Raw genomic sequence first — 15,441 nt, forward strand, 5'->3', positions numbered from 1 at the left:
CCGAGTGATCATCGACGCGTACAACACGACCCAGGACGTCCGGGGACGGTCGGACTACCTCACCGGCGTCCGCAAGGGCGAGGCGCCGCCGCCGTACACACCGTTCGAACCGCGGCGCATCCTGGACCGGATGGACGCCGCGGGCGTCGACATGGCCATGGTCTGCTCGCTCGCCCAGCGCATCGAGAACGACTTCATCAGCTCCCTGGTGGCGTCCCGTCCGGACCGCTTCTTCGGCTTCGGGCAGGTGCTGCCGCAGGCCGACGACGCCGTCGAGGAGATCGACCGCATGGCCGACGCCGGACTGGTGGGCCTCAAGCTCCACCCCAGCCTGCACGGCTACCACGTCGCCGACCACGGCCTGCTGGACCCGCTGTTCGATGCCTGCGCCCGGCGCGGGCTGATGGTGCTGATCAACGCCCTGGACGACTCCTTCTGTGCCCCGCTGGCCATCGAGGAGATCGCCCGCGACCATCCCGGAGTGCCGACGGTCATCGCCCACATGGGAGCGGTGTGGAACGTTCCCGAAGCGATCATCGTCGCCGAGCGGCAGCCCCATGTGTACCTGGAGACCTCGGCGACCCTGGTGAGCGACGTGAGGCGGGCCTACGCGCGGCTGGGGCCGGAGAAGATCCTGATGGGCAGCGAGTGGCCCGGCTCCGACTTCGACCTGGAGCGCATGAAGATAGCGAAGGCGGTACCGGACGAGAAGGACCGCGCGCTCGTCGAGGGCGGCAACATGGCCCGCCTGCTCGGGATCACCGCGTGAGCGCCACGGCCCCCGGCACGGCACCGGCCGGCGTCGAGTCCGTCGCCGTACCCGCGTCCATGAGCACCGACGACGCCGAACTGCTCACCCGGGCACAGGAGTTGCTCGCCCATGTCTGGCGCGACGGCCGGCACGAGGTCGCCTCCGCGGTGCGTACGGCCGACGGCGCCGTGCACACCGGGGTCCACCTGGAGGGGTCCTGCCGGCGCAGTTCCATCTGCGCCGAGGGCGTCGCCCTGGGAACGGCCCGCGGGGCGTATCCCGGCGGACAGCCGCTGGAGGTCACCTCGGTCGTCTCCGTCCAGATCAAACCCGCCGGACAGTTCCGGGTGATCGCGCCGTGCGGTGTGTGCCGGGAACTGATCAGCGACTACAGCCCGGACGCGACCGTCTGGATCACCACGGCCGAGGAGAACGAGGTCGTCCCGGTCCGGGCCCTCGACCTGCTGCCGGACAAGAGCCGGCGCGCATGGTGAGCACCGGCCGCGAAAGAGAGGGAAACACCATGTCCCCAACCGTCCCCACCTCCCTGGACATCCCCGCGCTCGCCGCTGAACTGGGCGGCTCCGGAGCCCCCGTGCGGTGGGAGGAACTCACCTGGCAGCAGGCGGAGACCACCGCCGCCGACCGGAACGCCGTGATCATCCCCGTCGGCGCCACCGAACAGCACGGCCCGCACCTGCCGCTGGCCGTCGACACCCTCATCTGCCGCGCGGTCGCCCTCGGCGTCTCCGCGCTGACCGGCGTACCGGTGGTGCCGCCGCTCAGCTTCGGCGTCTCCGCCTCCCACGGCGACTTCGGCGGCACGGTGGCACTGCGTCCGGAGACGATGATCGCCGTCGTCGAGGACGTGATCGACTCCCTGTACGCCTCCGGAGTACGGCAGTTCATCCTGCTCAACGGACACATCTGGAACAACGGCGCGCTCGACGTGTCCGCCGAGAAGCTCCGGGTGCGCCACCGCGACGCCCGGGTACGGGCCCTGGGCTACGTGACGATGTACCCCGGCCCCGAGGTCGACGGACACGTGCGCTACGGCCGGGCGCTGATGCACGCCAACTTCTTCGAGACCTCGGTCATGCTGCACCTCCACCCCGAGCTGGTACGGATGGACCGGGCCACCTCGCACGTCGACGTGGACTCCTTCTGGGACTACCGGATGGACCAGGTCAGCGAGACCGGCGTCTGGGGCCGCGACGTGGCCGACGCCGACGCCGGGCACGGCGGCGCGGAGTTCGACCGCTGCCTGCTCACCACCGCCCGCGCCGTGGCCGCCGCCGTCAGCGAGCCGTGGCCCGACCCGACCCACCGTCCCGGAGCGACCGCGTGAAGATCTACGACATCACCCTGCCCATCCACCCCGAGATGCTGCACTGGGGACGCAAGCCCGAGGTCGAGATCGTCGAGTCGCTCTCCCACGGCGACGCCTCCAACGTCACCCGCTGGCGGCTCGGCGCCCACACCGGCACCCATGTCGACGCCCCCGCGCACTTCCGCGACGGTGCCACCCCCATCGACGAGGTGTCCCTGCACTCGCTGGTCGGCCCCGCCCTGGTCATCGACCTCACACACGTCGAGGGCGACGTCGAACCACACCACCTGGAGGAGGGCGGAGCCGCCGGACACGTACGGGTTCTGCTCAAGACCTCCAACTCCGCGGGCCCGCTCAAGGAGACCGAGCGCGCCCCGCGGTGGGTGGGCCTGTCCCCGGAGGCCGCCGACTGGCTGATCGCGCACGAGGTCGAACTCGTCGGCATCGACTACCTCACCATCGAGAGCCACCACCGCACCGACACCTGGGACGTCCACCACTCCCTGCTCGGCGCCGGTGTGCTCATCCTGGAGAACGCCGACCTCGACGAGGTGCCCGCCGGTACCTACGACCTGACCTGCCTGCCCGCCAAACTGGTCGGCGCCGACGGTTCCTTCGCCCGCGCCATTCTCACCACCCGGGACTGACCATGGCCACGATCGCGATCGCCGCACCCCATCCCGCCGGGATCGAGGCGGCGCGCCAGGTGGTCGACGCCGGCGGCGGCGTGGTCGACGCCGCGCTCGCCGCCGCCGCGGCGCTCACGGTGGCCTACCCCCACCAGTGCTCCATCGGCGGGGACCTCGTCGCCCTGATCCGCGACGGCGCGCGCGGCACCGTGCGCGCCGTCGTGTCGGCGGGCGCCGCCGCCGCGGCCACCGACCCCGCGCCTCTGCGGGCGGCCGGAGACCGGATGCCCGCCGGCGGCCCGCACACGGTGACCGTGCCCGGAGTCGTCGCCGGCTGGGCCGAACTCGCCCGCCTCGGAGCGCGTCTGCCGCTCGCCGGGGCGCTCGCACCGGCCACGGCCCTCGCCGAGGAAGGCGTCGCCGTCAGCGCGGGCCTGGCGCGGGCGATCCGTAACCGTCTCGACGTGGTACGGGCCGACCCGGGGCTGTCCGCGCTGCTGCTGGACAAGGCGGGAGAGCCGCTGTCCGCCGGCGCGACGCTGCTCCAGCCCGCGCTCGCCGCGACCCTGGCGGAACTCTCCGAGGACTGGCGCCACTTCTACACCGGGCCGACCGCCCGGCGCCTGGTGGCGGGCCTGCGCGCACGCGGCAGCCTCCTCGACACGGCGGACTTCGCCGCCCACCGGGCGGAGAACACCGCTCCGCTGAGCGCGACGCGCGACGGCGTCACCTGGTGGGCGGCCCCGCCGCCCAGCCAGGGCGCGGCGCTCCTGGCCGTACTCGGGCGGGGGAGCGACCCGCTGACCGCCGCCCGGCGGGCGGAGCTGAGCCGGGACGCGCTCCTGGGCGACCCCCGGTCGGGTGCCGTGGACATCGACGGCCTGCTGCTGCGCGAACAGCGCGACACCGCGGCCCTGCCCTCCGGGCCCAAACCGGCCGGGGACACGGTGGCCGTCACCGCCGTCGACGACGAGGGCAACGCGGTCACCCTCGTCCAGAGTGTGTTCCAGAGCTTCGGATCCGGCATCGCCGACCCGGCCACCGGTGTGGTGCTGCACAACCGGGGTTCGGCGTTCAGCCTGGACCCGGCGCACCCCGGAGCGCTGCGTCCGGGAGTGCGGCCGCCGCACACCCTGTGCCCGGCGCTCGCCACCGGTCCGGGGAGCGTCGTGGCACTCGGCTGCCAGGGCGGCCGGGCCCAGGCGTGGATCCTGTCGCAGGTGGCCGACGCACTCCTCGACGCCTCCGACCCGGAGGCGCTGCTGGCCCGCCCCCGCTGGGTCATCGGCTCCCGGGACCTGAACCGTCCGCGGCCCACCCTCGTCCTGGAGCCCGGCACCCCGGAATCGGACCGCCTGACCGCCGTCGCGCACCGGCTGGGCCTGGCGGTGGCCGAGACACCGGGACCGCACGACGAGGCGGGCCACGTACAGACGGCACGGCTGCGCGCGGGCGTGCTCGACGCGGCGAGCGACCCGAGGGCGGACGGGACGGCCGCGGTTCTCACCGGCGCAGCGTCCTGACCGCCCGGGTCGGGGCCTGTCCTGTCCGAACTCCTGTGCGCGCCGGAGCAGTTCGGACGGCAGGCGCGGCCGGACCCCGTCGACCGTCCTCGCGGAACGTGTGCCTGATCCCGCCGCTGGTGAAAAGAGCCCCGTCGCGGGGCCACGGGCCCTCCGGCGTCGGCGCGGGCCCCGGATAGACTCCTTCGCATGGTCCGATCGTCTCGTGATGCCACGAACCCCGGGATGTGGCGGCGCGAGACGGGCACCGTGGTGCGCCGGGCCGCGGCACTTCCGGAGCAGGCGACAGCCCCCTTCGTCATCACCGCGGGCTCGCGGGTTCCCCGCGTTCCCACGGAGTGGGCCCCGCACTCGCATCCCCTGCACGAGCTGGTCTGGGTGCGCGGGGGAACACTGACGTCCCGTGTGGAGAAACGTATCTTCACCGTGTCCGAGGGGCACGGGCTGTGGATGCCGGCCGGAGTGGTGCACGGAGGCCGGGCGACGGCGGGTGCGGAGTTCTACGACGCCTTCTTCGCCCCCGACCGCACGCCGTTCGCGTTCGCGGAACCGGTCGCGATCGCGATGACGCCGGTGCTGGAGTCGTTGCTGACCCATCTCTCCCGCACGGATCTCGATGCCGCGGCCAGGGCGCGGGCGGAGTCGGTCGTGTTCGATGTGCTCCAGCCGTCGGAGCGCCAGTTCGCGCTGCGGTTGCCCGGTGACGCCCGGATCGACGCGATCGCCGAAGCCCTGCTGGACGACCCCGCCGACTGCCGCTCGCTGGAGGAGTGGGCCCGCGCGCTGGGAATCAGCGACCGTACGGTCACCCGCGCGTTCCGCCACGCGACCGGGCTGTCCTTCGCGCAGTGGCGACAGGCGCTGCGCGTCCACCGGGCGCTGACGCTGCTCTCCGACGGACTCGACGTGCAGACCGTCTCCGAGACGCTCGGCTACGCGCAGCCCAGCACCTTCATCGCCGCCTTCCGGCGGGTCATGGGAACCACGCCCGGCGCGTTCTTCGACGCGGCCGACGGCACCCCGGCCGGTGTCCGCAATGCCGTATCGCGTGTCCAGAACTCCTGATTGCCGACAGGGCGAGCGGAATATAACCTTCCTGAAGTTAGGTAACCCTTAGTTCCGCGTGCGGTGGTTTCCGGGCGCTGGAGAGTCTGCGGCCCGGTCGGCAACGGCCGGACGGAGGGTGCCGCATTCGTTGCTCCTCCAACCATCCGGACCCCATCAATGTGTACGAACTCCTCCCGGCGCACCGGTCGGCCCGCGGCCGGTCCGGCCACGCCGCCGGTGGCCGCCCTCAGCGGGCACGATCTTGTACTGCGGTACGGCGGGACACCGGTCGTCCACGGCGTCTCGCTGGCCCTGGAGACCGGTCGCGCGACCGCTCTGGTGGGGCCGAACGGCAGTGGGAAGTCCACACTGCTGCGCGCGCTCTCCCGACTGCACCGGCTGGACGGCGGCCGGGTGACACTCGGACCCCGTGACGGACATCCCGAGCGCGAGGCAGCCCTGCTCAGCGCCCGCCAGTTCGCACGCGAGGTCACACTCTTCTCCCAATCGAGGCCGGCGCCCCAAGGACTGACGGTGGCGGAGGTCGTGGCATTCGGACGCCACCCCTACCGCCGCGGCTTCGGCGGCCTGACCGCCGAGGACCGGAGCGCCATCGACCACGCCATGAGTGTCACCGGCGTGCGGGACATGGCCGGCCGGCCCGTCGGGGAACTCTCCGGCGGGGAGATGCAGCGTGTCTGGCTCGCGGCCTGCCTGGCCCAGGACACCGGTGTCGTGCTGCTGGACGAGCCGACGAACCACCTGGACCTGCGCTATCAGATCGAGACGCTCGACCTGGTGCGCGATCTCGTCGAGGAGCACGGCGCCGCGGTGGGGATCGTGCTGCACGACCTCGACCAGGCATCCCGCGTCGCCGACACACTGATCCTGATGCGCTCCGGCCGTGTGCACGCCGCGGGCGCGCCCGCCGACGTCCTCACCGCGGAGAACATCGGCGCGGTCTACGACATCCGTGTCGACGTCGGGACGGACCCTCGCACGGGCCGTCTCCGCATCGACCCACTCGGGCGGCACACCGCCCGGAGCGGCGCATCCGCCGCTCCGACGAATCGCAAGAAAGAGGACCTTTCATGAACCGTGCCCGTCGCCTGGCGGTGTCAGCCTCCGCAGGGCTCGTCGTCCTCGCCGCAACGGCCTGCGGCACGACCAGTGTCGACAAGGCCGGGACCGGCAGCAGCACGGCGCCCGCGTCGAAGAGCTGCTCCGAGGACACCACGACGACCTCGAAGAAGCCGGTGTCCTTCAAGGACGGCGTCGGCCGGCAGATCACGCTCGACAAGCCCGCCACACGCATCGCGGTCCTGGAATGGCAGCAGATCGAGGACGCGCTCACCCTGTGCGTCACCCCCACCGCGGTCTCCGACGCGAAGGGATACCGCACCTGGGTCAGCGCGGAGAAGCTGCCCGGCGGGGTGACGGATGTCGGCACCCGTGAGGAGCCCGACCTCGACACCCTGTACGCGGCGAAGCCCGACCTCATCGTCGTGGAGGCGTTCAAGGCCGACGACGAGACCATCAAGAAGCTGGAGAAGCGAGGCGTCCCCGTGATGGCCACGCGAGGCGCGAATCCGGCCGACCCGATCGGGAACATGCGCGACGTGTTCAGCATGATCGGCAAGGCGACGGGACGCACCGAGCGGGCCGACCAGGTGCTCAAGCAGTTCGACGCGCACCTCGCGACCGCCAAGAAGCAGGTGACCGACGCCGATCTGCCGACGAAGGACTTCCTGTTCTTCGACGGATGGCTCCAGGGCGGCAACCTCACGGTCCGCCCGTACGCCAAGGGCGCCCTGTTCACCGAGATAGGCGAGCAGCTCGGCATGGAGCCCGCGTGGACGAACGACGTCAACAAGTCCCACGGCGACGGGGGAGTCGACCCCTCCTACGGCCTGGCGCAGACCGACGTCGAGGGACTCAGCGCGGTGGGCAACGCCAACCTCTTCTACGCCAACGACGAAGGCGTGGGGGGCTACGTCACGGCGCTGGAGAAGAGCCCGATCTGGAAGTCCCTCCCGGCCGTGAAGGAAGGCCGCGCGCACTCCTTCCCGGCGCGCGTGTGGGGCGCCGGCGGTCCGCGCTCCTGCGAGCAGGCGATCGACGCGTACGTCGACGTACTCGCCAAGAAGTGAGCACACCGCCGATATCGGCACCCGGACGGAGACCGCTGCCGCACGCCGACCAAGGCGGCGGTCCCACCGGGGTGGCCGTCCTGGCACTCCTTCTCGTCGTGACCACCCTGGTGGGCATGTGGCACCTGACGCAAGGGACGTCGGGCGTGGGCGTCGGGGACCTGGTGCGGTACCTCACCGGTGAACCGGCGCACGCCGGCGGGGCGCCGGTCGGTGAGATCCTCACCGGCTCGCGCCTGCCGCGCCTGTTCGCGGGTGTCGCGGTGGGCCTCGCCCTCGGCTGCGCCGGCGCGCTGCTGCAGTCCGTCACGCGCAACGCGCTCGCCTCACCCGACACCCTGGCGGTCACGGCCGGGGCCTACTTCACACTCTCGCTCGTCGCGGCCCTCGGCCTCGCCGTCCCGCTGTGGGCGTCGGGCGCCGTCGCCTTCGCCGGCGGTCTGCTCGCGGCGGCGCTCGTGCTGGTCCTCGCGGGCCGGGCCGCGGGCACCACGGGCACCCGCCTCATCCTCGCCGGATCGGCGACGGCGATGGCCCTGGACGCGGCGACCGCGATGCTGCTCATCCTGTTCAAACAGAACACGACCGGTCTCTTCGCCTGGGGAAGCGGGTCGCTCGCGCAACTGAACATCGACGCGTCGGTACGCGCCTTCCCTCTCGTGGCCACGGTGCTGTGCGTCGCCCTGGCGCTGTCCCGCAGACTCGACGTGATGAACCTCGGCGACGACGCCGCGTCCACCCTCGGTGTGCCGATCCGTACCACCCGCGTGACCGCCGTGCTCTGCGCGGTGCTCCTGACCAGCACGGCGGTGACACTCGCGGGCCCGATCGCCTTCGTCGGACTCGGCGCCCCCGTCCTGACCCGCCTGATCGCGGGACGGGTCAGGGCGCTGCACCGGCACCTCTTCCTGGTGCCCGCGTCCGGGCTGCTGGGCGCCTTGCTCATCCTGCTCGCGGACGCGTCGCTGCGTGCGGTGCAGGGCGCCGACGGGGCCGCCTCCATTCCCACCGGTGTGCCGACCGCGCTGCTCGGCGCCGTCGTGATCGTGGTCCTCGCCCTCCGCCTCCGCGATACGGGCCAGCTCCGCCGGCCACCGCACGCGCCGGTCGGCGCACGGTCGCGCCGGGCGTTCCTCCTCGTCGTGCTCGGCGCGGTGGCACTGCTGGCCGCTGCGGTCTTCGTGGCGATCCTCGCGGGCAGCCTCTGGCTGCGGACGGGGGACATCGCGCTCTGGCTCCGGGGAACCGCCCCGGACCTGATCGGCCAGGCGCTCGACGACCGAGTCCCGCGCGTGGTCGCGGCGGTCCTCGCCGGCGCGGCGCTCGGACTGGCCGGATGCGCCGTGCAGAGCGCGGTGCGCAACCCACTGGCGGAGCCGGGTGTGCTCGGCATCACGGCGGGCGCCGGGCTGGGGGCGGTGAGTGTCGTGACCTCGGGCCTGCCCGGCGGACGGCCACTGCTCGTCGCAGCGGCCGTCGTGACGGGGCTCGCCACGTTCGGGGTGATCGCCATGCTGGCCTGGCGCGGCGGCCTCCTGCCCGACCGGTTCGTACTGATCGGCATCGGCTGCGGGTACGGCCTCAGCTCCATCACCACGTTCCTCCTGCTGCGCGCCGACCCGTGGAACACGCCCCGGATCCTCACCTGGCTCTCCGGCACGACCTACGGGCGCACACTGCCCGATGTCGTACCGATCGCGATGGCACTCGCGCTCGCGCTCCCCACGCTGCTCGCCATGCGCGGCCGGCTCGACCTGCTCGCCGTCGACGAGGACACCCCGCGCATCGTCGGCGTCAGGCTGGAACGCACCCGCTTCGCCGCACTGGCGATCGCGGCGGTGCTCGCGGCACTCAGCGTGATCGCCATCGGCGTCGTCGGCTTCGTGGGGCTCGTCGCCCCGCACCTCGCCCGGTCACTGGTAGGTGCCCGGCACGGCCGCGCGATCCCGGTCGCGATGCTCCTCGGCGCGCTGCTGGTGTGCGTCGCCGACACCCTCGGCCGCACGCTCGTCGCACCGGCCCAGATACCGGCGGGCCTCATGATCGCCCTGGTCGGCGCTCCGTACTTCATCTGGGTGCTCCGGCAGTCCCGCGCATGACGCCGGGCGGCGCACCCGCTTCGGCCGGCCCGGACCTCAGGGTCCGGGGCCGCGCCGTCATGGAGACCCCACGGGCCGCGAGCCCCGCCCTCCACACACCCCCTCCGACCCGTCAGGAGTGCCGGAATGCCGCCTCACCGGGGAACGCCCGTGAAGAGCACCGTCGTCCCGTTCGAGCCCGACACACTGCCGACCCCGCTGAAGCGGCTCGTCCACCACGACGTACTGGAACGCTGGCGCGCGGTCGACCGGTCCGCCCACGCCCCGCACCTCGTGGCCGTTCCCGGGGACGACGGCGGGGACTGGACCGCTGCCGCACTCGTGACGGCCCGCCCGCACACGGCCTACCTGAAGATCGTCGATGCCGTCGGTGACGTACCGGCGGCCGTCGGCGCCGTGGTCTCCCACGCACGCCACCGGGGGCTCGCGCAGGTCAAGTGGGAAGGGTGGACGGCGAGCGCCGGGGCGGCCGCCGCCGTCGGCTTCGCCCCGCTGCGTCTTCCGCTCGCGCGGGCCCGGGACGCGCAGGGGCCGGGCTCCGGCTACGTGCGCTGGCTGTCCGACGGCGCGGTGACCGAACCCCCGTACTACGGGCAGACGACGCACTTCACGTGCGGCGCCGTCACCGCCCTGATCGCGCAGGCACACGCGGGGACGCTGCCGGAGGAGTCGCTCGACCGCCCGGCGGAGCTGACCCTGTGGCGCGACGCGACGAACTTCCCCGCGTGCGAGCCCGTCGGACTGGGCGTCGCCGTGCGCCGAGCGTGGCCGTCGTCCCCGGTCACGGTCTTTCTCGACACGGACCGGCCCATCCTGCTCGACCACCTTCCGGAGAGCGAGCAGGAGTGGCGTGCCGTGCTCCAGCGCACAGCGCGGACGGACGCCGGACGGACCGGTGTCCCGATCGACTCGCACCACCTGCCCATGACCGCGATCCGGAGCGCGATCGGCAGCCGGGAGCACGTGCTGCTCCTGGTCTCGCTCGCAGGGATGCAGGGATTCGACGTGCCGCACTGGGTGCTCTGCCACGGCGCCGTACCCGGCGCCGTGGTGATCGAGGACCCCTGGGCCAACGCGGCCGCGGGGGACACCTGGGTCGACGCCCACCTGCTGCCCGTACCCGACGCGTCCCTCGACGTGATGTCGACGATCTCGCCGGACCGCTACCGCGGTGCCGTGGTCATCGGCTGCCCGGAGCGGCGCGACGCGGCCTCTTCCGAGCCGGCCGAGGAGTAGATCCTCATTCCGCCGCGCAGGCGCGATCCCGCGAGGGCCGCTCGCCCGTGGTCAGGAAGCGGGTCACCGCGTCCTTCGCGCACTCGTTCTTGCCGAACGGGTAGACGCCGTGACCGCCCTCGTCGGCCGTGACCATGGTGGCCCGCTTGCCGAACGCCTGCCGCAGCTCGCGGGCGCCGACCAGCGGTGTGCCGGGGTCGCGCTCGTTCTGCACCATGAGGATGTTCGACGGGCCCCGGTCGCCGATGCGCACCTGCGGCTCGACAGGGCTGGTCGGCCAGTACGCGCACGGGCCGATATTGGCCGTTACCGCGCCCAGCATCGGGTAGCGGAGCCGGTCGACGGCGACGTGCCTCTGGTAGGTGCGAACCGAGCGCGGCCAGCGCGAGTCGCCGCAGATCACGGCGAGACGGACGGAGGAGAGGTTCTCGATGTTCTCCCAGGGCTGCGCGGGCGGCTGGGCCGGCAGCGGTATGTCCGTGTCGAGGGCCTTCCACAGTTCGGCCAGCTCGGTCAGGCCCGCCTCGGTGTAGAGGGAGCCGAAGGTCGCGCCCCGGAAGAGGGTTCCGTCGACCTCGCGGACCGGCTTCCTGTCCAGCCGCGCGGCAAGTTCGTAGTACTTGGCGGTCACCTGCGCGGGGGTGGCTCCCAGGCCGTACTCGGGGTGCTCGGCGGCGAACTTCGCGAAGTCCGGGAAGCGGTCCTGGAGGCCGTGGGCGAACATCCGCATGGCGGTCGCGTCGTAGCCGCCGGGGCCCAGGTTGCTGTCGAGCACGATCCGGTCGCTGTGCCGCGGGAACATCGTCGTGTACACGGCGCCGAGGTAGCTGCCGTAGGACGCCCCGTCGTACGAGATCTTCGGTTCGCCCAGCGCGGCCCGGATACGGTCCATGTCCCGCGCGGTGTTCGCGGTGGTGGTGTGCGGCAGCAGCGACGCCGTCTTCGATGTGGCGCACTGCTCGGCGACGGTCTTCGCGTACGTCGCCTCCTTCGCGACGTCCGCGAGGGTGTCCGGCTGCTTCGGGAAGTTGCCCCGGGCCTGCTGCTCCGGTGTCAGGTCGCAGGTCACGGGGGTGCTGTGGCCGACACCGCGCGGGTCGAACCCGATCACGTCGTAGGAGTCCAGGACGCTCTGCGGCAGACCGACCAGCTTGAGCAGGGCCGGGTAGTTGAGCCCGGCCCCGCCGGGGCCGCCCGGATTGGTGAACAGCACGCCCCGACGCTTCTCCGGCTTCGTGCTGGCCAGGCGGGAGATGGCGACCTCTATCGTCTTCCTCTCCGGGTGCCGGTAGTCGAGCGGGACATCGAGGACCGAGCACTCCAGCCCCGGCAGGGCGGAGTCCTCGGGACACTCGCCCCACCGCACGGTGCTCGGCGTCTTCGCGCTCTGCGTCTCCGCCGCCGAGGTCCCCGGGACGGCGACCACCGCTATCGCGGCGGCGGTGAGGCCGAGGGACAAGGTTCTGCGCATATGGCTTCCTCCTGGGCGGCGCTCCGGGACTCGGGCGCCTGGATCGAATGCGGGAGACGTGGGGACGGGATGAGGCAAGTGACGTCGCCGGACTAGCAGTTCATCCGGACCAGGACGTCGAGCTGAGCGGGGTTGTAGAGGTCGACCACCGCCAGGACGATCGCGCGCCGGGCGAAGTCCGCTCCGTGCGGGGCATCGGCGCTGAGGTCCTCGAAGCTGGGGAACTCGGCGAGCATCTTCCTGACGGCGGGTGCCTGGAGCATGCGTTCGGCCAGGTCCTGGCGGGTGGCCTCGTCGGCCTCGGCGGGCAACGCGTCGAACTCCGCTAGAGCGGGGTCGACTTCGTAGTTCCGCAGCGTGGCCGCGTAGGTGTCGAGCGCGGACTTGCCGAGCACCTGGGACATGACGACGGTCAGCGCGCGGTCGGCCGCCGAGACGTTCGCGGCGGCGACGGCCCCGCCCAGCTCGGCCGGAAGTTCGGTCGGCGCCGAGTGACGCAGGATCAGATCCAGCTCCGTACGCAGCTGTTGCTGCCGCTCGATGGAAGCGGCGAGTTCGCCGTCCAGCTTCCGCAGCGCCTCCTCGGGGTGTTCGTCGGCGTCGCCCAGCTCCGCGATCCGCGTCAGCGAGAGCCCGAGGGCCGTGAGGCGCTTGATCCGTAACACCCGCACGAGATGCGGCACGCCATAGTCCTTGTAGCCGTTGGCCCGGCGTTCGGGCTCGGCCATCAGACCGATCTCGTGGTAGTGCCGAACCGTGCGCAATGTCGTGCCGGCAAGCTCCGCGAGCTGACGGGTACTCCACCCCACGACATCCCCAGACCTCGATTCACCGGCGCGGAAACGTCGGCAGGGCCAGTTCAAGCTATGCCGCTACGGCATGGTCAAGGGCATCACTCCGTGTTCAGCCCAGCGGATGACCACGGCTGCGCCCTGGGGATGACATGGTCCCTGCCGGGCAGGTCGGCAGGACGAGAGGGCTTTCGTCCCGGCAGGTCACCTGGCGGACTGGACATCGCCCACCGTCGACGAGGAGACCGGGGAGCGGTGTGCGAAGTCCCCCGGCGGGATGCCCGGGTGGGCGCCGCGCGTCTCGGGAACGGCGGGCTCCGCCGGGCCGGGATCTCCCGGGCTGATCCGGGAGACGATGCGGTAGCGGTCAGGGTGCGTGCGCGACCCACGAGACCGGGCAGATACGCGGTGCCTCCCGCGCCAGGGATGATTCCCAGCCGGCACTCCATCTGAGCCATTCCGGCACGCTCGAGCGATGCGAACCGCATATCCATCGCGGACAGCAGTTCCGCACCGCCGCCGCGTGCCGGCCCGCGCACCTTGCCGATGGTGATCTGCGGCAGTGACCGGATGCGTTCGTGGAGCCGCATCATCGGGTTGAGGGACTGGTCCTGTTCGGGGGGCGATGGGGAGAGCGATGAACGTCGCGGGGTCGTCGGCGGTCGTCATGTCGCCGTGTGCGACGAAGAAGTCCGGGTCCGCGCTGTCGAAAACGATCACCCGGATGTCGTGATCGCCGGACACGGTGTCCGTGAACCTGTCCAGGTCCCGTCATCAGGGCGGTGTCGAGCGGATTGATGGGAGGGCTGTCGATCACGACGTGCGCCACGCCGCTGGTGAGGGAGATCTTGAGGGTCGAGTATGCGTCAGGCGTCAGCCATGATTCCCGCTTCGCCGTCAGGCCGTTAGGTATCTGATGTATATCCAGTAGCGCAGACACACTTCAACGAGATCAGGTATCGCGAGAGAGACCGACGTGCCCGAAGTGGAGCTCAACGGCGTCGGCCGGCAACCGCTCGACAGGTTCGCGGCCGGGAGGCGACCGCCTGACCCGAAACCCCGGCCGCCCCGGCGGGCCAATCAGCGGATACGGCACGCGCGTTACGTCCTGGGGAGGGGCTCCCCTCCCCAGGACGTAACCGGGCCACGGCCGGGTCGGTGCCCATAAGGGCACGTCCGGCACACCGTCCGGTACGGACAGGAGCAACTCGCAGACCGCGGGTGGATCAGCGCAGGTTGCTGAGCGCGTCCTGGCTGAACGGTGTCAGCTCGGTCTCCCTGCCCTCAAGGACCTTGTCCGCCCATTCCGGGTCCGCGAGCAGCGCGCGGCCGACGGCGACCAGGTCGAACTCGTCCCGCTGCAGGCGCTCCAGGAGACGTTCGACGCTTTCCACCCCGGCCTGTGCCCCGGGGGCGAAGGCGCTGGCGTCGAAGATGGTGTCCAGCCCTACCGAGCCGACGGTGATGACGGGCTTGCCGGTGAGCTTCTTGGCCCAGCCCGCCACGTTCAGGTCCAGGCCGGACTCGGGGAACTCGGGCTCCCAGTAGCGGCGGCCCGAGGCGTGGAAGGCGTCGACCCCGGCCTGCGCCAGCGGCTCCAGGAGCGCCTGGAACTCGTCCGGGTCGGCGGCGAGCCTGGCTTCGTAGTTGTCGGCCTTCCACTGCGAGAAGCGCAGCACCAGCGGGAAGTCCGGTGAGACCCGTTCGCGCACCGCGGCGACGATGTCGGCGGCGAACTTCGTGCGCGAGAGCGCGTCGCCACCGTAGACGTCGGTGCGCTGGTTGGTCCGGCCCCAGAGGAACTGGTCGATCAGGTAGCCGTGCGCACCGTGCAGCTCGATGCCGTCGAACCCGATGCGCTCGGCCTCGTGCGCCGCATCGGCGAACGCCTGGATGATCTTGTCGATGTCGGTAAGGGACAGTGCCTCACCCGCGCCGGCGGTGCCGTCGAGCGCGATGCCGGACGGGCCGACCGACGGTGCCTGGGGAAACGGCGGCTTCCCGGCCTGGCGCTGGATGCCTACGTGCCAGAGCTGGGGCATGATCTTGCCGCCTTCGGCGTGCACGGCGTCGACGACCCGGCCCCATCCGGCGAGCTGCTCCTCCCCGTGGAAGCGCGGCACGCTCGCGACGTCGCCCGCGCTCGGGTGGTCGACATAGGTGCCCTCGGTGATGATGAGGCCGGTCCCCGCCGCGGCCCTGCGTGCGTAGTAGGCGGCGACGTTCTCTCCCGGTATGCCGCCGGGGGACTGGGCGCGGGTCATCGGAGCCATGACGATCCGGTTCCGGAGTTCTGCCGAGCCGAGTGTGAAAGGCCGGGCCAGGGACTGAGCCGCGCGAGTGGGCATGTTGCCGTCCTCCTGAGTGGTGTGCGATCGAGCAATGTGTTCCTGTTGAAGGTACATTTTCGCTGG

13 protein-coding genes and 2 pseudogenes are annotated in these 15,441 nt (G+C 71.9%); 10 read left to right on the forward strand and 5 right to left on the reverse strand.

From position 1 onward, the window contains the following. Positions 1-4: 4 nt before the first annotated feature. The 10 genes from OG627_RS34470 to OG627_RS34515 all read left to right on the forward strand — a co-directional run bounded on the left by OG627_RS34470 (position 5) and on the right by OG627_RS34515 (position 10,765). A complete protein-coding gene (locus tag OG627_RS34470; RefSeq protein WP_329071942.1) occupies positions 5-769 on the forward strand; it encodes an amidohydrolase family protein in 765 nt (254 codons plus the stop codon). Next, entirely contained in the window at positions 766-1,245 is a 480-nt protein-coding gene (locus OG627_RS34475) for a cytidine deaminase (protein WP_329071944.1), read from the forward strand. Before OG627_RS34470 ends, OG627_RS34475 begins: the two co-directional genes overlap by 4 nt. 29 nt (positions 1,246-1,274) lie before the next feature. Beyond that, positions 1,275-2,099 carry a creatininase family protein gene (locus OG627_RS34480; RefSeq protein ID WP_329071946.1) on the forward strand — a complete coding sequence of 275 codons (825 nt, stop codon included), beginning with the start codon at positions 1,275-1,277 and terminating at the stop codon, positions 2,097-2,099. After that, entirely contained in the window at positions 2,096-2,728 is a 633-nt protein-coding gene (locus OG627_RS34485) for a cyclase family protein (RefSeq protein WP_329071948.1), read from the forward strand. Before OG627_RS34480 ends, OG627_RS34485 begins: the two co-directional genes overlap by 4 nt. A gap of 2 nt (positions 2,729-2,730) precedes the next feature. Next, entirely contained in the window at positions 2,731-4,233 is a 1,503-nt protein-coding gene (locus OG627_RS34490) for a gamma-glutamyltransferase (protein WP_329071950.1), read from the forward strand. Positions 4,234-4,458: 225 nt separating this feature from the next. Further along, entirely contained in the window at positions 4,459-5,298 is an 840-nt protein-coding gene (locus tag OG627_RS34495) for a helix-turn-helix domain-containing protein (protein ID WP_329073195.1), read from the forward strand. A 159-nt stretch (positions 5,299-5,457) separates the two neighbouring features. Beyond that, positions 5,458-6,375: an ABC transporter ATP-binding protein gene (locus OG627_RS34500; protein ID WP_329071952.1), complete on the forward strand. Its 918-nt coding sequence runs from the start codon at positions 5,458-5,460 to the stop codon at positions 6,373-6,375. Continuing rightward, entirely contained in the window at positions 6,372-7,430 is a 1,059-nt protein-coding gene (locus OG627_RS34505) for an iron-siderophore ABC transporter substrate-binding protein (protein ID WP_329071954.1), read from the forward strand. The genes OG627_RS34500 and OG627_RS34505 overlap by 4 nt, the downstream gene beginning before the upstream one ends. After that, the gene (locus OG627_RS34510) at positions 7,427-9,529 is read left to right on the forward strand and encodes an iron ABC transporter permease (RefSeq protein ID WP_329071956.1); all 2,103 of its coding nucleotides are present in this window, start codon (positions 7,427-7,429) and stop codon (positions 9,527-9,529) included. Before OG627_RS34505 ends, OG627_RS34510 begins: the two co-directional genes overlap by 4 nt. 126 nt (positions 9,530-9,655) lie before the next feature. Then, positions 9,656-10,765 (forward strand): peptidase C39 family protein, encoded by a 1,110-nt coding sequence (locus OG627_RS34515; protein WP_329071958.1) that lies wholly within the window; start codon positions 9,656-9,658, stop codon positions 10,763-10,765. 4 nt (positions 10,766-10,769) lie between these two features. On the opposite strand, the gene OG627_RS34520 is transcribed toward OG627_RS34515, so the two are convergent. The 5 genes and pseudogenes from OG627_RS34520 to OG627_RS34535 all read right to left on the reverse strand — a co-directional run bounded on the left by OG627_RS34520 (position 10,770) and on the right by OG627_RS34535 (position 15,375). Continuing rightward, positions 10,770-12,236 carry an alpha/beta hydrolase gene (locus OG627_RS34520; protein WP_329071960.1) on the reverse strand — a complete coding sequence of 489 codons (1,467 nt, stop codon included), beginning with the start codon at positions 12,234-12,236 and terminating at the stop codon, positions 10,770-10,772. Positions 12,237-12,328: 92 nt separating this feature from the next. Beyond that, on the reverse strand, positions 12,329-13,045 hold the full coding sequence (locus tag OG627_RS34525) for a helix-turn-helix domain-containing protein (RefSeq protein ID WP_329071962.1): 717 nt from the start codon (positions 13,043-13,045) through the stop codon (positions 12,329-12,331). Between the two features lie 186 nt (positions 13,046-13,231). Continuing rightward, positions 13,232-13,396 (reverse strand): annotated as a pseudogene (locus tag OG627_RS34530) (GntR family transcriptional regulator); the annotation flags it as partial. A gap of 62 nt (positions 13,397-13,458) precedes the next feature. Then, a pseudogene (locus OG627_RS35615) lies at positions 13,459-13,620 on the reverse strand (enoyl-CoA hydratase/isomerase family protein); the annotation flags it as partial. A 633-nt stretch (positions 13,621-14,253) separates the two neighbouring features. Then, positions 14,254-15,375, reverse strand: coding sequence for an NADH:flavin oxidoreductase (locus OG627_RS34535; RefSeq protein ID WP_329071964.1), 1,122 nt, complete (start codon positions 15,373-15,375; stop codon positions 14,254-14,256). Positions 15,376-15,441: the final 66 nt, after the last annotated feature.

This window comes from Streptomyces sp. NBC_01429 (genome assembly GCF_036231945.1).
Lineage (GTDB): Bacteria > Actinomycetota > Actinomycetes > Streptomycetales > Streptomycetaceae > Streptomyces.